Annotated in this window: 19 protein-coding genes, 2 tRNA genes and 1 pseudogene; 13 read left to right on the plus strand and 9 right to left on the minus strand. The window is 71.6% G+C overall.

The genetic code is table 11. The features are described from left to right. Positions 1 to 20: 20 nt before the first annotated feature. Positions 21 to 569, plus strand: coding sequence for a TetR/AcrR family transcriptional regulator (locus Msi02_RS10950; RefSeq protein ID WP_204048228.1), 549 nt, complete (start codon positions 21 to 23; stop codon positions 567 to 569). Positions 570 to 668: 99 nt separating this feature from the next. Here the strand turns inward: Msi02_RS10950 and Msi02_RS10955 are convergent, their stop codons facing one another. Next, a complete protein-coding gene (locus Msi02_RS10955) occupies positions 669 to 1,628 on the minus strand; it encodes an SPFH domain-containing protein (RefSeq protein WP_204048229.1) in 960 nt (319 codons plus the stop codon). A 245-nt stretch (positions 1,629 to 1,873) separates the two neighbouring features. On the opposite strand from Msi02_RS10955, the gene Msi02_RS10960 reads away from it, so the two are divergent. The 4 genes from Msi02_RS10960 to Msi02_RS10975 all read left to right on the plus strand — a co-directional run bounded on the left by Msi02_RS10960 (position 1,874) and on the right by Msi02_RS10975 (position 5,358). Beyond that, positions 1,874 to 2,596: a hypothetical protein gene (locus tag Msi02_RS10960; protein WP_204048230.1), complete on the plus strand. Its 723-nt coding sequence runs from the start codon at positions 1,874 to 1,876 to the stop codon at positions 2,594 to 2,596. A gap of 230 nt (positions 2,597 to 2,826) precedes the next feature. Continuing rightward, complete coding sequence (locus tag Msi02_RS10965) at positions 2,827 to 3,825, plus strand: YihY/virulence factor BrkB family protein (protein WP_204048231.1); 999 nt, start codon at positions 2,827 to 2,829, stop codon at positions 3,823 to 3,825. After that, a complete protein-coding gene (locus tag Msi02_RS10970; RefSeq protein ID WP_204048232.1) occupies positions 3,822 to 4,592 on the plus strand; it encodes a phosphatase PAP2 family protein in 771 nt (256 codons plus the stop codon). The genes Msi02_RS10965 and Msi02_RS10970 overlap by 4 nt, the downstream gene beginning before the upstream one ends. A gap of 52 nt (positions 4,593 to 4,644) precedes the next feature. Continuing rightward, entirely contained in the window at positions 4,645 to 5,358 is a 714-nt protein-coding gene (locus tag Msi02_RS10975) for a phosphatase PAP2 family protein (RefSeq protein WP_204048233.1), read from the plus strand. Positions 5,359 to 5,420: 62 nt separating this feature from the next. On the opposite strand, the gene Msi02_RS10980 is transcribed toward Msi02_RS10975, so the two are convergent. After that, on the minus strand, positions 5,421 to 6,065 hold the full coding sequence (locus Msi02_RS10980) for a hypothetical protein (RefSeq protein ID WP_204048234.1): 645 nt from the start codon (positions 6,063 to 6,065) through the stop codon (positions 5,421 to 5,423). A 312-nt stretch (positions 6,066 to 6,377) separates the two neighbouring features. Between Msi02_RS10980 and Msi02_RS10985 the strand changes: the two genes are divergently transcribed. Beyond that, a complete protein-coding gene (locus Msi02_RS10985) occupies positions 6,378 to 7,295 on the plus strand; it encodes an aminoglycoside phosphotransferase/kinase family protein (RefSeq protein ID WP_204048235.1) in 918 nt (305 codons plus the stop codon). 164 nt (positions 7,296 to 7,459) lie between these two features. Here Msi02_RS10985 and Msi02_RS10990 read toward each other — a convergent pair. The 3 genes from Msi02_RS10990 to Msi02_RS11000 form a co-directional block, all read right to left on the minus strand. Beyond that, a tRNA-Cys gene (locus Msi02_RS10990) sits at positions 7,460 to 7,530 on the minus strand. 30 nt (positions 7,531 to 7,560) lie between these two features. After that, a tRNA-Gly gene (locus Msi02_RS10995) sits at positions 7,561 to 7,632 on the minus strand. Between the two features lie 54 nt (positions 7,633 to 7,686). Continuing rightward, positions 7,687 to 8,349, minus strand: a complete 663-nt coding sequence (locus Msi02_RS11000) for an ACT domain-containing protein (protein ID WP_143737706.1) — start codon at positions 8,347 to 8,349, stop codon at positions 7,687 to 7,689. Positions 8,350 to 8,451: 102 nt separating this feature from the next. Here Msi02_RS11000 and dusB point away from each other — a divergent pair, with 102 nt between their 5' ends. The 4 genes and pseudogenes from dusB to Msi02_RS11020 all read left to right on the plus strand — a co-directional run bounded on the left by dusB (position 8,452) and on the right by Msi02_RS11020 (position 11,326). Continuing rightward, on the plus strand, positions 8,452 to 9,564 hold the full coding sequence (gene dusB, locus Msi02_RS11005; RefSeq protein ID WP_239108292.1) for a tRNA dihydrouridine synthase DusB: 1,113 nt from the start codon (positions 8,452 to 8,454) through the stop codon (positions 9,562 to 9,564). A gap of 67 nt (positions 9,565 to 9,631) precedes the next feature. Further along, positions 9,632 to 9,802: pseudogene (locus tag Msi02_RS43915) on the plus strand (ATP-binding cassette domain-containing protein); the annotation flags it as partial. 55 nt (positions 9,803 to 9,857) lie between these two features. After that, positions 9,858 to 10,910 carry a DUF6297 family protein gene (locus Msi02_RS11015; RefSeq protein ID WP_239108302.1) on the plus strand — a complete coding sequence of 351 codons (1,053 nt, stop codon included), beginning with the start codon at positions 9,858 to 9,860 and terminating at the stop codon, positions 10,908 to 10,910. A 20-nt stretch (positions 10,911 to 10,930) separates the two neighbouring features. Beyond that, positions 10,931 to 11,326, plus strand: a complete 396-nt coding sequence (locus Msi02_RS11020) for a VOC family protein (protein ID WP_204048237.1) — start codon at positions 10,931 to 10,933, stop codon at positions 11,324 to 11,326. 45 nt (positions 11,327 to 11,371) lie between these two features. On the opposite strand, the gene Msi02_RS11025 is transcribed toward Msi02_RS11020, so the two are convergent. Both Msi02_RS11025 and Msi02_RS11030 read right to left on the minus strand, forming a co-directional pair. After that, entirely contained in the window at positions 11,372 to 12,172 is an 801-nt protein-coding gene (locus Msi02_RS11025) for a hypothetical protein (RefSeq protein WP_204048238.1), read from the minus strand. Between the two features lie 2 nt (positions 12,173 to 12,174). Then, positions 12,175 to 13,074, minus strand: coding sequence for a DNA-processing protein DprA (locus tag Msi02_RS11030; RefSeq protein WP_204048239.1), 900 nt, complete (start codon positions 13,072 to 13,074; stop codon positions 12,175 to 12,177). Positions 13,075 to 13,430: 356 nt separating this feature from the next. Here Msi02_RS11030 and Msi02_RS11035 point away from each other — a divergent pair, with 356 nt between their 5' ends. Both Msi02_RS11035 and Msi02_RS11040 read left to right on the plus strand, forming a co-directional pair. Continuing rightward, positions 13,431 to 15,374, plus strand: a complete 1,944-nt coding sequence (locus Msi02_RS11035) for a TRAP transporter permease (protein WP_204048240.1) — start codon at positions 13,431 to 13,433, stop codon at positions 15,372 to 15,374. After that, the gene (locus tag Msi02_RS11040) at positions 15,371 to 16,333 is read left to right on the plus strand and encodes a TAXI family TRAP transporter solute-binding subunit (protein ID WP_204048241.1); all 963 of its coding nucleotides are present in this window, start codon (positions 15,371 to 15,373) and stop codon (positions 16,331 to 16,333) included. The genes Msi02_RS11035 and Msi02_RS11040 overlap by 4 nt, the downstream gene beginning before the upstream one ends. A 184-nt stretch (positions 16,334 to 16,517) precedes the next feature. Here the strand turns inward: Msi02_RS11040 and Msi02_RS11045 are convergent, their stop codons facing one another. Further along, a complete protein-coding gene (locus Msi02_RS11045) occupies positions 16,518 to 19,007 on the minus strand; it encodes a DEAD/DEAH box helicase (protein WP_079319945.1) in 2,490 nt (829 codons plus the stop codon). 138 nt (positions 19,008 to 19,145) lie between these two features. On the opposite strand from Msi02_RS11045, the gene Msi02_RS11050 reads away from it, so the two are divergent. Further along, positions 19,146 to 20,294, plus strand: coding sequence for a sensor histidine kinase (locus Msi02_RS11050; RefSeq protein WP_204048242.1), 1,149 nt, complete (start codon positions 19,146 to 19,148; stop codon positions 20,292 to 20,294). Between the two features lie 10 nt (positions 20,295 to 20,304). Here Msi02_RS11050 and Msi02_RS11055 read toward each other — a convergent pair whose 3' ends face one another. Then, the gene (locus tag Msi02_RS11055) at positions 20,305 to 20,973 is read right to left on the minus strand and encodes a rhomboid family intramembrane serine protease (RefSeq protein WP_204048243.1); all 669 of its coding nucleotides are present in this window, start codon (positions 20,971 to 20,973) and stop codon (positions 20,305 to 20,307) included. Positions 20,974 to 21,127: the final 154 nt, after the last annotated feature.

The raw sequence follows: 21,127 nt of genomic DNA on the forward strand, positions 1-21,127 counted from the left end.
ATTCCGGTTGGGGGAGACCTGTGCGAGCCGACGCCCGGCGCAACCGCGCGCTCATCGTGGACGCCGCCGTCGACCTGTTCACGGCCCGGGGCCCGGAGGCCTCGATGGAGGAGATCGCGCAGGCGGCCGGCCTCGGCGTGGGCACGCTCTACCGCCACTTCCCGGACCGGCGGGCGTTGCTGGAGGAGATCGCGGCCGGCGCGCTGCGGACCCTGCTCGATGCCGCGCGGGACCACGCCGCCCGCCCGGTGAGCCGGTGGGACGCGCTGCTGGCGTGCGTCCGGTGCGGCGCCGACCTGCCGCTGGCGCTGACCAAGTCGCTGTCGGACGGCGCCGAGGCCCATCCGGAGCTGGGCCCGCTCGTACGCGACCTCGACGCCACGCTCGAAGATCTGGCCGCGGGAGCCCAGCGGGAGGGCGCCGTGCGCGACGACATCACACCGCGCGAGGTCGTCGGGCTGCTCAGCGTCGCCGTGTGCCGTCCCGGCGCCCGGGCCGACGACGCGCTGACCACCGTCATCCTGGACGGACTCGCCACCCGGGCGGCCTCGCGCGGGGTCCGGACCTGACGATCGACGCCACCGGAGGCGGGGGCTCTTGCGGGCGGGGATGCGGGGCGAGCGGGGCGCCGCCTGCGCCGGTGACCGGCCGGACGGTCCGGGGACGGTTCACTTGCTGGGCACGATGATCTCGGAGTTGCCCGGGGCGTAGACGGTGATGCCCTGGGGCAGCGACTTGAGCTTGTCGATGTCGGCGCAGGCCGGGCACCGCTCGTATCCCGACTGGCGGGCCCGGTCGGCCTTGGCCCTCGCCTCGGCCGAGTCGACCTCCGCGAGCGCCTCGGCGACCCGGGCGCTCGCGGCCAGCGCCCTGGTGACCGCCTGCTGCACGTCCTGGGGCAGCGTGACGCGGACGAGGTTGAAGCGCATGCCGGTGAGGAAGCGGTCGCCGAGCGTCTGGGCGAGGTCGTGCTCCAGCGTGGTGTTGACCGCGTCCTGCACCCGGGTGATGCCGCCGTTCGCGTCGTGCGGCTCCAGCCTGACCCCCTGCCGGGCCTTGTCGACCAAGGCGCAGGTGGGGACGAGGTCCGCGCACCGCATCGCGCCGATCTGGGCGCGCAGCGCGTTGTCGACCACCGGGCGTACGGCCTGGCCGAAGAAGGCGGCCCAGCCCTCGTCGCCGTCCCAGGCGTGACGCTGCTCCCCGTCCTGTCCTCGGAAGGTGCGGGTGCCGAACTTGTCGTCGAACCGCTTGAGCGTCGCGTGGTCGAGGTTCAGCGTGAAATACAGCGTGCCCTCGATGCCGAGGTCCACCCCGTCGCTGCTCGGCACCGTCACGACGTCCACGCCGAGGGTCGTGGCCCGCTTGGCGTCGGCCGTGATGGTGTAGAAGCGCTGCTGGGCGGGGTAGCGGTGGGCCGACGACCACAGGCCGGTCCACGTCAGGCCCGATGCGGGATCGACGATCTGCCGGATTCCGCTGTCGTCGAACGGCCCGCCGTCGCGGATCACCGCGACCTCGCCGCCGTCGGTGCGTTCGAAGCCCGTGACCGCGCCGAAGAGCGTGACGAGCGCCGCCACGACGGCGACGGCGAGGCCGGTGACACCGAGTGCCCGCATCGGTCCCATGGAGATCGCTCCTTAGGAGAGGGGTTTCCTCCAAAGTAAAAATCGTTCAACAAGTCGACAAGAGGCTTGGAGGATGATTTTTGCCTGCACGTGCCTTGCGGGCGGCTTGCAGCGGTTGCGGAAAGCCTGCGGCAAGGGGCGTGCAGGCGAGCGGGCCTATCACTGAGGTGCACGGACCCGGCGGCGACGGCCGGACCGGGACCGCCGATCAGCACCCTCGTCCCGCAGCAGCACAGGAGACTGTCATGAAGCGCACCCTGCTCGGCCTGGCCACCGCCACGATCGCCGGTCTGGCCGTCACCGCCCCCGTCACGCTCATGGCCGGCCCGGCCTCCGCCGGCGGCGACTTCGGCCCGAACACCTGCCTGGAGGGCTACGTCTGGCGCGAGGCCCGCACGGGCGACGTCGTGTGCGTGACGCCCGCGACCCGCACGCAGACCCTCGCCGACAACGCCGCCAAGGCGTCCCGCTGGACCTCCGGCCCGTTCGGCCCGCACACCTGCGTCACCGGGTACGTCTGGCGTGAGGCGTTCACCGGCGACGACGTGTGCGTCACCCCCGCCGTCCGATCGCAGGCCAAGCTCGACAACGGCAAGGCGGCCGACCGCAGGGTCTCGGCCCGGCTGTGGATCAGCCGTTACACCGTCCCCCCGGTGGACAACGGCGACGGCACCTCCACCAGCACCTCGGTCGACGACATCCCGCGGCTCAAGATCAACGGCGACCACTTCAACATCGGCCAGGTCCGGCTCTACATCCGCTACAACACCGGGAGGCTCTACTGGAGCGGCACGGTGAGCGCGAGCGCGCACAGCGGCTACGCCGGCGGCAGCTTCGGCAAGAAGACCGGCGTGTTCGACTGCGCCGCGGCCGGCAAGGCGGCCAACGCCTACGCGCAGGCCCAGGACGTCGTCTCCGGCCGCTGGTCGCCCCGCCTTCCCGTACGCGTCGGCTGCGCCGTCCTGTGACACCCGCTCCTCGATGGCACCGGCGGTGCCGCGACACGGAGGACCGGTCCGGTCGGGCCGGTCCTCCGGCGCGTCGCGGACAGCCGCCGCCCAGGTCAGGGGATCTTCTGATAGGCCTGGCGTTCCAAGCACCGTGATCGGGGTAGTCGGTGGGCCTGCGGGGACCGCCGGAGGCCGGCCCGCGACCCGGCCCCCGGTGGTCCCCACCCCCTGACGATGTGAGGACTGACATGGGAACCGCGACCCCGGTGCCGGAGACCAGGAGCATGAGCGGCGACGAACTGTCGGCCGACGACGCATACGCCGCCATACGACGGTACGGCGGCTGGCACCTCATCCGTGACGCGTACGTCCGGTTCAGGTACGGCGACGGCACGAGCAACGCCCGCTCCTTCGCGTTCCAGACCTGCCTCGCGATCATCCCGGGAGCGATCGCCATCGTGGGTCTGAGCTCGGTGCTGCACCAGGAACACCTCGGCAGGCTCCTCGAGCTCACCCTGCGGCGGCTCACTCCCGGTGCGGGCTCGCAGGTCATCCAGGAGACGCTCAGCCAGAGCCACCAAGCCTCGGGCGCGGGGGAGAAGCTGGCCCTGTGGCTCGGTCTGCTGACCGCGCTGGTGTCGCTGACCACCGCCATGGGCCAGTTCGAACGCGGAGCCAACCGCATCTACGGCATCGAGCGCGACCGCCCCTTCGTGGCCAAGTACGGCAGGGCGCTGCTGATGGCCGTCACGGCGGGCCTCCTCATGAGCGTCGGCTTCGTCATCCTGGTCGGCGGCGGCGCGGTCGGCGAGGCCGCGGCCCACGTCTACGGCTGGAGCGACACGACCCAGCGGCTGTTCGGCTGGCTGCGCTGGCCGATCGGCTTCCTGCTCGCCGTCCTGTCGATCTCGGTGCTGTTCCGCTCCTCGCCCCGGCGCAAGCAGCCCGGCCACACCTGGCTCGCGGTCGGGGCGACGGTCGCCGTGCTGCTGTGGACGCTGTTCACCTGGCTGCTCGCGCTCTACACCGCCAGCAGTCACACCTTCGGCGCGACGTACGGCCCGCTCACGGCGGTCATGGCGCTGCTGCTGTGGTCGTTCCTCAGCTCGATGGCGCTCTTCCTCGGCCTTTCCTTCTCGGCGCAGCTGGAGGCCTGCCGTGCGGGCCGCGGCGAGCCGGCCGAGCCCGACCCCGGCCCCGCTCCGGCCTCGTCGCGGGAGCGGCAGCCGGTCGGGAGCGGCCGATGAGCTGGTGGCGCAGGCGGCTCGACCCCGAGCACGGACTGGGCCTGCGGCTGACGGTGGCGACGGCGGCGCTGGCGCTGATCGGGGTGCCGTTCACAGTGCTGCTGGTCTTCGTCAAGACCTCCTTCGGCCCGCTCACCGAAATCGACCAGGGCGCGGCGTGGGACCTGCACGCCTACGCCATCGGCAACCCCGGGTTCGCCCGGCTGATGCAACTGATAAGCGACGTCTTCGCACCGCTGACCTGGCGGATCGCCGTCGGCGCCGCGGTCGCCTGGCTGGTCTGGCGGCGCGCCTACCACCTGGCCCTGTGGGCGGCCACCACGATCACGGTCGGCGGCCTGCTCGGCCTCGCCCTGAAGGTCATCGTCGCGCGAGCCCGGCCCAGCCTGCCCGATCCCGTCGCCATAGCCCCCGGCGCGTCGTTCCCCTCGGGACACACGGTCAACGCCACGCTCGGCGCCGGGATCCTGTTGCTGCTCGTCCTGCCTCTCGTACGGGAACGCGGGCGGGCGGTCGCCTGGACGCTCGCCGTGCTGATCCCGCTGGCGGTCGGCTTCAGCCGGATCGCGCTCGGCGTGCACTGGTTCAGCGACGTGGTGGGCGGACTGGTGTTCGGCGTGGCCGTGGTGGCCGCCACGGCCGCCGCCTTCGAGACCTGGCGCCGCCGCGACGTGGGCCGCCGCCCCGCACAGCCGTTACGCGAGGGCGTCGGGCCCGAGACAAAGAGGGAGATCGCCCCCGAAGGAGGACGAATTGGCCGCCGATAGTAAACGTGGTACGGCCCGGGACGCCCGGTCGTCCTCCATGCCCACTCGACGCGTGCCCTCTCGACGCGTGGCCGCGGAGACGGCACGGCGGGTCCTGCTCCCGCTCGCGCTCATGGCCCTGGTGACCCTCGGGCTCGGCCTGCTGCTCACCAGGGTCCTGGAGCACTCGACGCTCGTCGCGCAGGACGAGGCGGTCAGCCGCGAGATCGCCCAGGAGCGCACGCCGTTCTGGAACGAGGTGACCCACTACGCCTCGATGCTGTCCGACACCCCGGTGATCATCGTGGTGACGACGATCATGGCGATCCTCTTCCGGGTCGTCTACCGGCGCTGGCGGGAGTCGGTCTTCCTGGTGGCCGCCGTCTGCGCCCAGTCGGCGATCTTCCTGCTGGCGACCGTGTTCGCACAGCGGGCCCGCCCGCACGTGCCGCATCTCGACCCGGCGCCGCCCACGTCCAGCTATCCGTCGGGGCACACCAGCGCCGCCGTGGCGTTCTACTGCGGCACCGCGCTCGTGCTGACCCTGCACACGCACCGCCACACGATCCTGAACGCGCTGTGGTGGCTGCTCGGCGCGGGAGCGGCCCTGGCGGTCGGCCTGGCCAGGCTCTACCGGGGCATGCACCATCTGACGGACGTGAGCTGGGGCTACGTGCTCGGGATCTTCTGCGTGGTCGTGCTCGCCCAGGCCCTGCTGCTGCGGCCGATCACGGCGTCGCGGCGGGCCGCGCCGAAGCGGGCCGTACGCGGGGCCGCGCTTACCTGATCGCCTCAGCGATCAGCCGGTTCACGGCCACCGGCTCCGCGGCGAGCCGGTGGCCGTGGCGGTCAGGCCGAAAGGCCGGTGAGGCGGCAGGCGTCCGCCCAGCGTGCGGGATCCACCGCGGCGGGGGCGGGCTCGGCGGACTCGGTGGCGGTTCCGGCGGCGGGTCGCAGCAGGGACCAGCAGTCGTCGATCGTGTCGGCCAGCAGATCGCGCAGCAGCGGATCGGGGTCGGGCACGCACGCCTGAGCGATGCCCCGCACCGCGAGCTGCACCGTGTTCGGCGCGGCGTACCTGCGGAAGCCCTTGGGCGAGACCCGCACCCCGCGCCCGAAGGTGTAGGCCCAGCGGGTGGCGTCCGGCACCTGGGCCAGCGCCTGCCTGCTGCGCTCGTCCAGGTCGCCGGCAGGGCGGCCCTCCAGCTCGGCGAGCACGTGCTCGGCCGACAGGACCGAGACCGCCATCGCGAGCTGGCGCTCGTGCGCGACGACCGGCAGCGCCGCCCTGGCCGAGCACAGGGCGATCCGCGCGTCGAGGCGCGAATCGTCGCCCGTCAGGCCGATCACCGACGGAATCAGCTCGGCCAGGCGGGGCCGGGCGGCGTCGGAGGTGTGGTCGTTGACGAGGCGGGCGAGCCCGGCGAGCAGCGGGTGCGTACACGACGGATGGTCGCTCCACCGCTCACCTGCGAGGTAGGACGCGAACTCCATGAAGCAGGCGCCCTTGCTGGGATTTCGATGCTTGCCACGAGAGAGCATGGGCATCGCTGGAGGCATCTGACCGTGCACGAGCTACTCCACGCTGAATCGCCTGTTGTGTCCCTTTCAGTGTGCGCTCGCTATCGGACGTTGAGAAGAACTCTTACCGCGACTTGTCCCTCGCATGAGGGAACGCACCAGTGGCGGCCACGGGGGCCGTCACCGGCGGCCGGGTCGCGCGGCGAATAACCGGCCCGCCGGGGTTCTCCACGTCCATGGGATGCATCGTGACAGCTACCTGGGCGGGTTGTTTATTTAAGAGATATGCCTGCAGACATCGACGACCAGGCGGTGAGCGACTGGTGCCTTGAGCACCTGGGCTCCCCGGTCGCCGGACGCACCTTCACCGCGGGAAACCTGTCCACGGTGTACGGCCTGCGGCTGGCCGACGACCGCGAGGTGGTGCTGAAAGTTCGGAACGCTGATCCGCGGCTGGACGCCTGTACCTGGGTACAGCGCCGGATGTGGCAGGCGGGATTCCCGTGCCCGGAGCCGTTGACCGGTGTGCTGCCGCTGGGACCGAAGGCCGCCAGCGCCGAGGCGTCGCTGCCGGGCGGTGGACCACCGGAACTCGCCGATGCGCCGCAGCTGTTCGCCGGTCTCCTGGCCGACTTCGTGACCTGTGCGGAGAGCCTCGGACCGCAGCCGGTACTGCGGCCCGCGCCCGCCTGGGTCCACTGGTACCACCAGGAGGACGGCGTCTGGCCGGTCCCGGACGACCGCGACGTCGACCTCAATGCCGAGCGGTGCTCCGTCACCGCATGGATCGACGAGCTCGGTGCGGCCGTGCGCGAGCGGCTGGAGGAGGTCCGCGACGCGGCGTACGTCATCGGACACGGGGACTGGGACGGGCGCAACGTGACGTTTCTCCGCGGCCGGCCGCTGGCGGTCCACGACTGGGACAGCGTGGTCTACGAGCCCGAGGTGGTGATCGTCGGTCAGGCGGCCGCCATGTTCGAGGGCGGGCCCACCGGTGCGGGTGCCTCGGTCGAGCGGACCGAGGCATTCCTCGAGGCGTACCAGAGCGCGCGCGGACACGCGTTCAGCGAGAACGAACTGCAGCTGTGCTGGGCGGCGGGCCTGTGGGTGCGCGCGTTCAACGCCAAAAAGTTCCACCTGGACGACTTCGACGCACTGGGGCGCGAAGAAGCCGGCACGAGGATGAGGCGTGCGGGGCTCTGACGTGACGACGGGCGGGATCTGGTCGGTGGCTCCACCCACCGCTGCCGGCCGCGCCGGATCATGCCCGGCAGCAGCCCGATCCGAGCGCGACGACCGTGGAAGCGGAAGTTCCGTGCGTGGGCGTGACATGAACGCCGACATCCGGAACCGGGTCGGAAAAACAGAGGTGGAGACGGGATTTGAACCCGTGTACGCGGCTTTGCAGGCCGCTGCCTCGCCTCTCGGCCACTCCACCAGAGCGAGGCCCGCAGTCGTGACCTCTCGGAGCGGAAGACGGGATTCGAACCCGCGACCCTCACCTTGGCAAGGTGATGCTCTACCACTGAGCCACTTCCGCGTCCGCCTTGCGGCGACGTGGCTACTGTACCGGGTTTTCCGCTCCGGTGTGTACTCAGAACGGCCGGGCGCTCGGCCTGCGGAACACCCGGTCGGCTCCCCGCTCGATCGCGGGCAGGGTCAGGAAGATCTCCAGGATCCGCGTGAGCCGGTGCACCTCGTTGCGGTGGAAGGCCGGCCCCTCCGCCCTAGCCAGCATCAGCGACAGCGCCAGCGGCGGCAGCGGTGCGACGATCACGTGCAGGCCGGACGGCAGCGTGGCGGCCGTCGGCCGGGGCGGTGTGTCCTCGGGGAAGGGAATGTCCTCGGGCGCCCGCCAGCTCGCGTACACGGTGACGCGCGGGTCCTTCTCCGTTGTGGCCGCCGCCCAGTCGGCGCTGAACAGCACCGGCATGGAGTCGATCAGCGTGCCGAGCGCGCGGTCGCCCGCCGTGGTGAGGAACTTGAGGATCTCCAGCTCCGGATAGGTGCCGGGCGCCTCCCTGGTGCCCCAGACGCCCTCGATCCTGACCTCGTCCACGCCTTCCAGGGCCCGTACGAGGTCCTCGCGGGGGGCGGTGTCGGGCCAGTAGACGGTGAAGTCGTCGAGGGCGCGGCCGTCGCCCCGGTCGAGCACCGTCACCTGCGTGATGTCGGCGCCCGCGGACCCGAGGATCCCGGTCACCTGGCTCAGCGAGCCCGGACGATCCGGCAAGGCGATTCTCAGCCGCAGCAACATGACGACCTCCCCCACCGTTGGTCCAGGTCAGATTAACCGGGTCAAAAGCCTCACGTCCATGATCTTGTACGGCTCACCGCCGGCAGCGGGGAGAATGAACGAGTGAAAATCGGCGCGCTCGAGGTCTGGCCCCCGGTGGTGCTCGCTCCCATGGCGGGCATCACGAACATCGGTTTCCGCACGCTGTGCCGGGAGCAGGGCGGTGGCCTGTTCGTGTCCGAGATGATCACTTCGCGGGCGCTGGTCGAGCGGGTGCCGCTCACGTTCCAGATGATCCGGTTCGGCGCGGACGAGTCCCCCCGCAGCATCCAGTTGTACGGCGTCGATCCGGCCGTCATCGGCAAGGCCGCGCGGATGATCGCCGAGGAGGACCTGGCCGACCACATCGACCTGAACTTCGGCTGCCCCGTGCCCAAGGTCACCCGCAGGGGCGGCGGGTCGGCCCTGCCGTACAAGCGCAACCTGCTGCGCGCCATCCTGCGCGAGGCGGTGGCCGGCGCCGGGCCGCTGCCGGTCACGATGAAGATGCGCATGGGCATCGACGAGGACCACCTGACCTACGTCGAGGCGGGACGCATCGCCGTGGAGGAGGGCCTCGCCGCCGTCGCCCTGCACGCCCGTACGGCCCGCCAGCACTACGGCGGCACCGCGCACTGGGACGCGATCAAGCGGCTGAAGGACGCGGTGCCGGAGATCCCGGTGCTCGGCAACGGCGACATCTGGAGCGCCGACGACGCGTTGCGCATGGTCGCGGAGACCGGCTGCGACGGCGTGGTGATCGGGCGGGGCTGCCTGGGGCGGCCGTGGCTGTTCCGCGACCTCGACCTCGCCTTCCGGGGCTCGGCCGAGCGCGTCCGGCCTCGCCTGGGTGAGGTCGGCGCGATGATGCTGCGCCACGCCGAGCTGTTGTGCGAGGTCATCGGCAGTGAGCCGCACGGGCTGGCCGACTTCCGCAAGCACGTCGGCTGGTATCTCAAGGGCTTCGTCGTCGGAGCCGAGACCCGCCGTGCCCTCACCTCGGTCACCCGGCTGTCGGAGATGGCCGAACGGGTGGCCGAGCTCGACGCGGACCAGCCGTGGCCGGACGAGGCCGACGGCCCCCGCGGCAAGAGCGGCGAGAGATCGAAGGTGTCGCTGCCGCACGGCTGGCTCGACGACCCCGACGACATGACGATCCCCGGCGCCGGGGCCGAGGACCCCACCTCTGGCGGCTGAGCGCGTTCATGGCGCCCGCTCCGCCCGCGAGCTCATGGCGCCCGCTGCGCGCGCGTAGGCTCGGGGGATGACGAACGCGATCATCACGGCCCGGGGGGTCGGGCTGGACCTGGGCGGCGTGCCCGTGCTGCGCGGCGTGGATCTCACCGCCGTTCCGGGCGAGATCGTCGCCGTCATGGGGGAGAACGGCGTCGGGAAGTCGACGCTGCTGCGCTGCCTGGCCGGCCTGCACCCCTCGCCGCGCGGCGAGTGGCCAGCAGTCCCCGGCCTCGGACGCCCGGCTGCAGTTCCTGATCGCCGGGGCGCTTTCCGCGGCCGTGCTCGCGGCCGTGCTCGGCGCGGGCCCCGGCCGCCGGATCCTCGCCGCCGTCGCCGAGGCGCCCGCCTCCCTGGGCGCGGCAGTCGCGGGCGTCGCCTCCGTCGTGGCCGCCTTCCTCGTACGGCGGGCCTGGGCGGCGCTCGACCGCATCCCCGCCCGCCGGATCCTGGCCTCCTCGACCAGGACGGCGCGGGTGACCTCGGCGGCGACCACGCTGGATCCCGGGATGCTGACCTGGGTCGCGGAGGACGCCCACTGGCGCGGCCGTGCGCTGCGTTCCCGCCCCTGGCCCCGCCTGGTGTCGCGGCTCGGCGCCGCGCCCGCGCTGGCCTGGCAGGAGTGGCTGCGGGTGGGCAGGCGGCCGGGCCGCCTGGCGGCGCTGCTCGGCGCGGCGGCCCTGCCCGCCGTCTGCGCGAACGCCACCGGAGGCGGGTCCGGGCCGGCCGCCGGGATGCTGCTGTGCGGGGCGCTGACCGCCGCCGCGATGTGCACCGGAGGGGTCCGGCGCGACGGCGGCGACCCGGCCCTGGCCCGGATGCTGGCCGTGGACGGCAGGGCCGTGACGGCCGCCCGGGCGGTGCTGCCCACGCTGCTGGCCGCCTCCTGGTCGGCGCTCGCCCTGGTGGTCCTCCAGGCCGCGAGCACGCTGCCGGCCGGGGCCTGGTGGGCGCTCGGCCCGGCCGCCGCGCCCGCGCTCGCCGCGGGCGCGCTGCGGATGGCCCGGCGGCGGCCCGTCGACCACTCCATGCCGGTCATCGACACCCCGGGCGGCGCGGTGCCGACCGGACCGCTGATCTGGTTGGCGACCGGCGTGGACCTCGCGCTGCTCGGGTCCCTGCCCGCGCTCGCCGCGCTGGCGTCGCGGCCCGCCTCGGTGGCGCCGTACGTCGCGGCGCAGGCCGTCGTAGGAGCCGCGGTGCTCGCCGCCTACGTCCTCAGGTCCGCCCGGAGAGTCGGCGGCCAGGGCCTGTCTCGAAGTCGTCGCACAGTAGGGCAGACGGCTTCGAGACGGGCAAGACTCCCTTGATCTTGTGACAGGATCGCGAAATGCTGCGACTCACCGATTTCATCATCGACTGCCCGGACACGATGAAGCTGGCAGCCTTCTACTCCGAGGTGACGGGCCGCCCGATCAAGGAAGGCAGCCACGAGAACTGGGCCGGCATCAAGTTCGGCGAGGTCGAGCTGGCCTTCATCCGGGTGGACGACTACCGCGCTCCGCAGTGGCCCGACAGCGAGCACCCCAAGCAGTTCCACCTCGACTTCGAAGTGGACGAGATCGAGTCCGAGCAGCGCCGCGTCCTCGACCTCGGCGCGACGCTGCGGCAGGACTTCTTCGGCCCCAACGGCTACGGCTGGCGGGTTTACACCGACCCGGTCGGCCACCCCTTCTGCCTGTGCCGCAACAAGGGCGTCATCTGGACCGACCAGGGCCTGATCTGATCGAAGCGCGCTCACAGGGCCGGTAGCCGGGATCGCCGGTCCGCTTCAGGCGGCCCGGCCACAGGCCGACTCGCAAACACAGCAGCGATCGAAGCTGAAGGGCCGGTCGCATGACTCCTGCCAGATCTTGGCGCTGTACGGGTCGGTGGACGCCGGATTCATCAACCGTGCGACGACGAGGGCCACCACTGTCTGGGCGCCTTTGGCGATGAGTGCGGACGCGGCACTCTGCAGGTGCGCGCCGGACACGAACAGATCGTTCACCAGCAGTACCCGCTCACCGTTCAACTCGCCGCCCCGCACCCGGAACGCGTTCGAATGGGATTTCCGGGCGGCGAGCACCGGAGCGAATTCGCCATCCGCCTGCAGCAGGAGGGGCCGGAAGAGGCGAGCCAAAGCGCTCACCTTGCCGACGACCGCATCCATGAGAGGGAACGCTTGGATGGGGCGCTCGGCGCCGGTGCTCGGTATCGTGGCCACGATCGTGAAGGACCCGCCGGCCAGCCCCCGCAGGCAGCCGGCGTGTTTCTGGTAGAAGTGGGTCACTGTCGCGGCGAGGAAATCCACGCGGCTACGTCGGCCTGTGACACCGTAGGGGGTTTTCTCGCGGACCAGGACGTCGTACAACTGCGTCTCCTTGGTGGTCAGCGAGATCGGCACCACGTTTTCGGTGTAACCGGTCAGATTTTGTGTGGTGCGTTTGCAACTGGCGCAGGTGGGCCATGGCTTTCCGTTCCCGCGGTTGTTCGGCCCGGAGTGACAGATTCGGCAAACCCCCAGTCGCACGGGCGGAACGGCATGGAACAGCGGCAGGAAACCGCGAGTGAACGCCTCGGCGTCACCCATGGTCAGCAGGTGTTCGTTGGAGAGGCCATATCTACGAGATTGACCGCCTGCTCGCACAGGTCGTCAATGTCCCGAACGGCAGTCATGCCTCCCCGCGAAGCCGCTCGTTCCACCCACGGCTGTTCCTGGTGAAGCCGCTGGGACGCGAGCACATGGGTGCCGATTCGCAGCGCCTCCTCGACGTGCCCGCAGGAAGGCCCTCCGTCGGCACCGTCGACCACGTACAGGCAGTCGGCCAACCCGCAGGTCACGGCGCTTGCGAAGGCGTCTGAGCGGCCGATGGGGACGGAGCGGGGCCAGAAGGGGGAGACGATCGCGCCGCGCTCGGCTATCCGCTTGGCCACATTGGCGTACTCGCCGTAGGTGGCCGGCTCCGCGATGCCACCCGCGAGGACGGCCACGGTACGGCCGCCGGCGGCCAGCGCAGCCTGATGGACCGCGGCGTCCAGACGCGTACGCAGGGGCGCGACGACGACCAGACCGGCCTCGGCCAGGGCCTGTGCCGCGGCGGCGGCATGGCTGATGTCGTCCTCGCCGATCACGGCGACGGCGCGATGGTCACCGGCTTGGAACCGCTCGCGTACCCACAGAAACGGAGGGCGGTCGTAGGCCCAGATCAGGTTGCCGGGGTAGGTGCCGTCGAGAACGGTGACGAGATCGACTCCCTCGGCCCGCATGGCGGCGATGAGGTCGCGTCCCCAGGCGAGGTGGCCGGGCCGGACACGGGTGGCGACGGCGGCGGCGTGCGCCTGGTCGTCCTCGTCCCGGCCCGCGTAGCCGCCGTCGAGAAGCCGAAGCGCGCTGCCGGAGTCGAGGATGACACGCGCCGTGTGGAACCAGGGCTTGTCGTGCGTGGCTCTGGTGAGGGCGAGGACGGCTGCCTGCTCGTCGATCGTGGTCATGGTCATCACCAACCCGGACTCGGTCGCGCGGCCTCAACGTACGCTCCGGCACCGACATTCGCGATACGGGATCGCGGTGGCGCGGTGGCTATCGTGCCGCGGCCGACGGGACGGCACGCCGTGTTCGCGGCGAACGGGCCATGCCGTGTCGGACTTTGACAGCAGGGAGACCGCCCCTCGCGACGGACGGCCGGGTGGTGAGTCGACGATCTGCTGGAAGGGGCCGGCAAGGGGACCGACCGCGGGTAGGAGTGGAACTACGGTCCGTGACCTGACTGTGATCCGGATTGTGACTACAAGAAGTCAACTTCGGCGTACCTTGCGGTCAAGGGCTTGCCGCATCGCAGGGGAGACGCGTGACCGAGACCCGGCACGAGACGTCGGCGGAGGACCTCGTCGCCGAGTTCGACGCGGAGCGTCCCGCCCGGCGCCTGTCCGGCCGCACGGCGGCACTCGTCACGGTCGTCGCGCTGGCCCTGTCGCTCTACGCGCTCTACCAGACCTTCCGGCCGGGGGCGGTCCTGCCCTACCGGATGGCGTTCCTGGCCGTGGTGCTGCCGCTGGCCTTCGTCTGCTACAAGGCGCGGCGCGGGGGCCGGGACCGGCCCGGCCCGCTCGACTGGGTGCTCGCGGCACTGTCCTTGGCCGTCTGCGTGTATCCGCTCGTCGTCTTCGACGACCTCATCCGCCGGGCGTACGCTCCGACGCCGCTCGACGTGGCGGCGGGCGCGCTGCTCACGCTGCTGCTCCTCGAGGCGTGCCGGCGGACCGTGGGCTGGATCCTGCCCGTCGTGTGCCTGGTCTTCTTCGCGTACGCCTACTACGGCGGCTACCTGCCCGCCGACTGGGCGCTGGGCCACCGGGGCTACGACCTGGACCGGATCGTGGCGGCGTTCACGATGGGCACCGAGGGCGTGTACGGCGTGCCCCTCGACGTCGCGGCGACCTACATCATCCTGTTCACGATCTACGGCGCGGTGCTCGACCATTCTGGGGCGGGGCGGTTCTTCGTCGACGTCTCCTTCGCCGCGTTCCGCCGCTCGCGCTCCGCGCCGGGGCGGACCGTCACGCTCGCGGGGTTCCTGCTCGGCACGGTGAGCGGTTCCGGCGTGGCGACCACCGTGAGCGTGGGCAGCGTGGCCTGGCCGATCCTGCGCCGTGCCGGTTATCCGCGCGAGCAGGCCGGGGGAGTGCTGGCGGCGGCGGGCATCGGCGCGATCCTGTCGCCCCCCACGCTGGGCGCGGCGGCGTTCATCATCGCCGAATACCTGCGGGTGAGCTACCTGACCGTGCTCGTCTACGCCACGATCCCGACCGTCCTGTACTACCTGGGCGTCTTCCTCGCGATCGAGATGGACGCCCGCAGGTTCGGCACGCGGGCCGTTCCGGTGGACACGGGCGGTCCCTGGCCGCTGATCAGGCGCTTCGGCTACCACTTCAGCTCACTGTTCGTGATCATCATCCTGATGGCGCTCGGCCAGTCGCCGTTCCGCGCGGTCGTGTACGCCACGCTGCTGGCCTTCGCGCTGTCGTTCCTCGACCGCGCTCCCGGTGGCGAGAACCGGCTGACCCCGCGCCGTGCCGTACGGGCCCTGGCGGCGGGCGCCACCGGCGTGCTGCCGGTCGCGGTCACCTGCGCGGCGGCGGGCACGATCGTCGGCGTGGTCACGCTCACCGGGCTGGGGCTCAAGGCCGGCTCGCTGATCGTCGGCCTGTCCGGGGGGAACCTCGCGGCCACCGCCGTGGCCTGCGCGCTGGCCGTGCTGCTGCTCGGGCTGGCCGTGCCGGTCACGGCGTCGTTCGTCATCGCCGCCGTGATCATCGGACCCGCGCTGCTGAACCTCGGCGTCACCCCGGCCGAGGCGTACATGTTCATCTTCTACTACGCCGTGCTGTCCGAGGTGAGCCCGCCGACGGCGCTGTCGGCCTTCGCCGCCTCGGCGATCACGGGCGGCAACGCGCACCGCACGATGTGGGCAACCTGGAAGTACACGCTCCCGGCGTTCCTCGTGCCGTTCGCGTTCGTGCTCACGCCGTCCGGCGCGGCCCTGCTGGCGCAGGGCCCGATCGGCGAGGTCGTGCTCGCCGCGGCCGTGTCCGCGATGGCCGTGGCCGTCCTCGCGGTGGCCACCGGCGGCTGGATCACCGGCCCCGCCGGCCCGGTCGAGCGGGGCCTGTGCGCACTGGCGGCGGTCCTGCTGCTCGTCCTGTCGCCCTGGCCCGTGCTGGCCGGGCTGGGCGTCGCGGCCCTGGCGCTCGCCGTCCACTTCGTCCGCAGACACAGGGAGGCGCATCCGTGAGGTTCAGGCTCGTGACGGCGCTGGCCGTCACCGCGGCACTGCTGGCCGGCGGTTGCGGGGGCGACCGGTCGGCCACGAAGGGCGGCGCGGGCGGCGGGACCCGCCTGTCGATCGCCACCGGCAACACCACCGGCGTCTACTACGTGCTGGGCGGCGGCCTCGCCGAACTCATCGACAAGCACCTGCCGGGTCACCGGGCCACCGCCGAGGCCACCGGCGCCTCGGTGGAGAACATCCAGCGGGTGGTCAGAGGACAGTCGGACATCGCCTTCACGCTCGCGGACACGGCCGCCGACGCGGTCAAGGGCACCGGCGCCTTCACCGCCCCGCAGCCCATCCGCGCGCTCGCCCGGCTGTACGGCAACTACACCCAAGTGATCGCGCGGACCGACGCCGGGATCACGTCCGTCGCCGGCCTGCGCGGCAAGCGCGTGTCCACGGGCTCGCCGAACTCGGGAACGGAGGTGATCGCGCTGCGGCTGCTCGCCGCCGCCGGGCTCGATCCCGACAAGGACGTGAAACGTCAGGCGCTGTCGCTGCCCGAGACCGTGCAGGGGCTCAAGGACGGCACCCTCGACGCGCTGGTGTGGTCGGGCGGGCTGCCCACCTCGGGCATCACCGACCTGGTGACGAGCATGGGCGACAAGGTGACCTTCGTGCCGCTGAAGGACGTGCTGCCCGCCGTGCGCGCCGCCCACGGTCCCGTCTACACCGAGGGCGTGATCCCGAAGGGGGCGTACGGCACGCCGTCCGACGTGCCGACCATCGTCGTGCCGAACCTCCTCGTGGTGAACGCTGCGATGGACGCGAAGCTCGCGGAGGACCTCACCCGGCTGCTCTTCGAGCACAAGGCCGACCTGGAGAAGGTGCACGCGTCGGCCAAGGAGATCACGCTGGCCGAGGCGCCGAAGACCGACCCCGTGCCGCTCCACGAGGGCGCGAGGAAGTTCTACGGCTGACGCGGCACGACGGAGACCGGTACACGGTCTCCCGGCGTCCTGGAGCATGTACGCGGTGAACGCGGGGACGGTCACCGCCAGTGTCGACGTCACCGTCACCTGCGCGACCGGCGCAGTCGAGAATTCGTAGCCCACGCGGCGGGCCGGGAGCCGGGTACGGCCCCCGGCCCGCCGCAGGGGATCGTCAGAGGCGGGTGAGGCCGATGACGTGGAGGACGGCGTGGCCCTCCTCGTCGGAGGCCGCCAGGTCCACCTCGGCGCTGATGCCCCAGTCGTGGTTGCCGGCCGGGTCGTCGATGATCTGACGCACCCGCCACAGCTCCTTCTCCTCCTCGATGAGCAGGAGGGCCGGACCGCGGGCGGCCGGGCCGGTGAGGATCTCGTCGTGCTCCTCGTAGTAGGCGTCCAGGCCCGCGCCCCAGTCGACGTCCGGGTAGAGCTCGGCCAGCTCCTCCTCCCGGTCCAGCGCGGCGAGCTCCACCATCCGGAACATCGCGTTGCGGACCAGCACCCGGAAGGCGCGCGCGTTGGCGGTGACCGGGCGGGCCCTTGTCTCCAGCTCCTCCCCGGCCGCCAGCGCCTCGGCGGGGTTGGCCAGCTTCTCCCACTCGTCGATCAGGCTGGAGTCGACCTGGCGCACCAACTCGCCGAGCCATTCGATGAGGTCCACGAGGTCGTCGGTCTTCAGGTGCTCGGGCACCGTCTTCGACAGCGTCCGGTAGGCGTCGGCCAGGTAGCGCAGCACCGTGCCCTCCGAGCGGGCCAGCTCGTAGAACTGGATGTACTCGGTGAAGGTCATGGCCCGCTCGTACATGTCGCGCACGATCGTCTTGGGGCTGACGACGTGGTCGCCGACCCACGGGTGCCCGCGCCGGTAGGTCTCGTACGCGCCGAAGAGCAGGTCAGCCAGCGGCATCGGATGGGTGATCTCGGCGAGGCGCTCCATCCGCTCCTCGTACTCGATGCCGTCGGCCTTCATCTGGGCGACCGCCTCGGCCCTGGCCTTGTTGAGCTGGGCGTGCAGGATCTGGCGGGGGTCGTCCAGCGTCGACTCGACGATCGAGACCATGTCCAGCGCGTACGTCGGGGAGCCGGAGTCGAGCAGCTCGAAGGACGCCAGCGCGAAGGTGGACAGCGCCTGGTTGAGCGCGAAGTCCTCCTGCAAATCCACGGTGAGCCGGGCCATGCGGCCGTGCTCGTCGGGCTCGGCGAGCTTCTCCACGATGCCGCCGGCCAGCAACGAGCGGTAGATCGCGATGGCGTGGCTGATGTGGCGGCGCTGCGCCTTGCGGTCCTCGTGGTTGTCGGTGAGCAGCCGCTTCATTGCTTGGAAGCAGTCGCCGGGCCGGTTGATGATGGACAGCAGCATGGCGTTGCTGACCTTGAACCGGGAGGTCAGCGGCTCGGGCTCGGCCGTCTGGAGCTTCTCGAACGTCTCCTCGCTCCAGCCCACGAACCCCTCCGGGGGCTTCTTGCGCGCGTAGCCGCGGCGCCGCTTGGGGTCGTCGCCGATCTTCGCCAGCGCCCGCTCGTTCTCGATCACGTGGTCGGGCGCCTGGCAGACGACGTATCCGACCGTGTCGAAACCGGCCCGGCCGGCCCGCCCGGCGATCTGGTGGAACTCCCGCGCGCGCAGCCGCCGCACCTTGGTGCCGTCGAACTTCGACAGCGCGGTGAACAGCACGGTGCGGATCGGGACGTTGACCCCCACGCCGAGCGTGTCGGTGCCGCAGATGACCTTCAGCAGGCCCGCCTGGGCCAGCCGTTCCACCAGGCGGCGGTACTTCGGCAGCATGCCCGCGTGGTGCACGCCGATGCCGTGCCGTACGAGCCGGGACAGGGCGCGGCCGAAGCGGGTGGTGAAGCGGAAGTTGCCGATGAGGGCGGCGATGGCCTCCTTCTCGGCCTTGGTGCACATGTTGATGCTCATGAGCGCCTGGGCGCGCTCCATCGCCGCGGCCTGGGTGAAGTGCACGACGTACACCGGGGCCTGCTGGGTGGACAGCAGCTCCTCCAGCGTCTCGTGCAGGGGAGTGGTGCGATAGGAGTAGATCAGCGGCACCGGGCGCTCGGCGTGCTTGACCACGCTGGTGGGGCGGCCGGTGCGCCGGGTGAGGTCGGTCTGGAACCGCTCGACGTCGCCGAGCGTGGCCGACATCAGCACGAACTGCGCCTGCGGCAGCTCCAGCAGCGGCACCTGCCAGGCCCAGCCGCGGTCGGGCTCGGCGTAGAAGTGGAACTCGTCCATGATCACGGTGCCGACGTCGGCGTCCGCGCCGTCGCGCAGCGCGATCTGGGCGAGGATCTCGGCGGTGCAGCAGATGACGGGCGCGTCGGCGTTCACGGTGGCGTCGCCGGTCATCATGCCGACGTTCTCGGTGCCGAACAGGGCGCACAGGTCGAAGAACTTCTCCGACACCAGCGCCTTGATCGGCGCGGTGTAGAAGCTGATCTCGTCCCGGGCCAGCGCGGCGAAGTGCGCCCCGGCGGCGATCAGGCTCTTGCCCGAGCCCGTGGGCGTGGACACGATCACGTTGTTGCCGGAGACGACCTCGATCAGGGCCTCCTCCTGCGCGGGGTACAGCGTGAGCCCCCGATCGGCGTTCCACGACACGAACGCGTCGAACAGCGCGTCGGGTTCAGAGCCGGACGGAAGACGGCGGAGGAGGCTCATGCTTTCGCTCACGCCTCTTATCCTGCCCAAGACGCATGACTGTTTCGACCGGCTCGACGTACGGCAAGGTGTGGCACAGCTACGTCAAAGGGGTGTGGCGCTGCACGAAGCCGCAGGTCAAACCCACAAACTAGCGGTATGGGGGAGAAGTGGGCCGGGCTCGCCGCGCGCCGGGAGGCGGCGGCCGACGTGCTGCTCGCCGTCGCCGTCCTCGCCTTCACGGTGCCGGCGGTGGTGTTCGGCCGCTCCTTCCCGGCCCTGCCGTTCCTGGCCGTGCCGTGGTGGGCGCAGATCGCCGCGTCGGCCGCAGCGGCCGTGTCCATGCTGGCGCGGCGCAGTGTGGCCTGGCCGATGGTCGTGGCGACCGTCGCCTGCGCGCTTCTCGCGGGCGAGACCATGCCGCTGATGCTGGCGGCGTACTCGATGACGGCGCGGAACACGGTGCGGCGATGGCCGTGGGTGACCACTGTGCTGGCGGGGGTCTTCGCGGTGGCCGATTACACGAGCCCCTACACCGACCGGCTGCCCGTCGCCGTGGCGGTGCGGGCGGTCACGCTGATCTTCCTTCCCGCGCTGGTGGGCACCTGGGTGTGGCGCTACCGATCGATGATCCGGGAGCTGCGGGCGGGCGTGCGGGCGCGGGAGGAGCGCGCCGCCGCCCAGGAACGCCGCCGCATCGCCGGTGAGCTGCACGACACGGTGACGCACGCGGTGACCGTGATGGTCCTGAACGCCGGTCTCATCCAGGACGCCGACGAGCTCGACGAGATCCGCAAGCTGGCCAGGAACATCGAGGACAAGGGCGTGCGGGCGCTGACCGAGCTGCGCGAGCTGCTCACGGCGCTGCGGCGCAGGGACCTGCCGCCCTCGGCGGAGAGCGTCGAGGGGATACCGCGCCTGGTGGAGGAGAGCAGGGCCACCGGCCTGCGCGTCGCCCTGCACTACGACGTGCCGGAGGAGGCGCTGTCGCGGCAGGCCGGCCACGCCTGCTACCGAGTCGTCCAGGAGGGCCTCAACAACGTGCGCAAACACGCGCCCGGGGCCGATGTACAGGTCGTCTGCGAGGCCCACGGCGGCGTGCTGAACGTGTCGGTGGTCAACAGCGGCAAGAGCCGGGCCGTGCCGGTCCGGGTGCCCGCAGACGCGGGGGGCGGCTACGGGCTGCCCGGCCTGCGCGAGCGCGTCGCCCTGGTGGGTGGGCGGCTGACGTACGGGCCGACCGCCGAGGGCGGGTTCGCGCTCACCGCCACCATCCCCTTCCACCCGCCCGACCAGCACGAGCCCTGACCGGTACGCGTCACAGGCCGAGGTCCTCGATCTCCTTGAGCAGGGCCGCCCTGGAGTCGGGCGGGGCGGCCTCGCGGGGAGCGCTTCCGGTCGTGCCCTTGGCCCGCCGGTCGCGGAACAGATAGCCGCCGAGGATGCCGCCCGCGAAGCCGAAGACGTGGGCCTGCCAGCCGATGCCCTCGGCCGGCAGTAGCCCGGCGAACTGGTAGGCGAAGCACAGGCCCATGACCAGGCCGATGACGATGTCGATCAGGTGCCGGTCGAAGGCCCCGCGTACGAGCACGTACCCGAAGTAGCCGAACACCAGACCGCTCGCGCCCGCGCCGACCGTGGAGGAGTCGGCGGTGAACCACGAGCCGAGCCCGCTGGCGACGGCGATCAGCCCGGTCACGCCGAGGAAGCGCCGTACGCCCCGGTAGGCCGCGAGGAACCCGAAGATGAACAGCGGCCCGGAGTTGCCCTCGATGTGCGCCCAGCTCCAGTGGAGGAGCGGCGCGGAGACGATCCCGGGCAGGCGCTCGACGTCCCAGGGCCTGATGCCGTAGCTGTAGCTGAGCGAGTAGCCCGAGGCCCAGTTGGCCACCTGCACGACCCAGATCAGCGCCAGGAAGCCGACCATGACCCAGAAGGCCTTCCGGGCCTCGGCGAGCATGATTTCGGCGGTACGGCCGTCGCTCACGGAACCTCCCCCGTCACTGAGGATCACCCCGGAAAGATACAGCCGACGGCCGCACGAGTCACCGGCTCGCGGCGTCTGCACGCCGTGGACGACGGGGGCCGGGCACCGGCCGGTGACCGACCGCCGGTGCCCGGCGTCCCGGCACGGCGTGACG

It is taken from the genome of Microbispora siamensis, from assembly GCF_016863095.1.
Classification (GTDB): domain Bacteria; phylum Actinomycetota; class Actinomycetes; order Streptosporangiales; family Streptosporangiaceae; genus Microbispora; species Microbispora siamensis.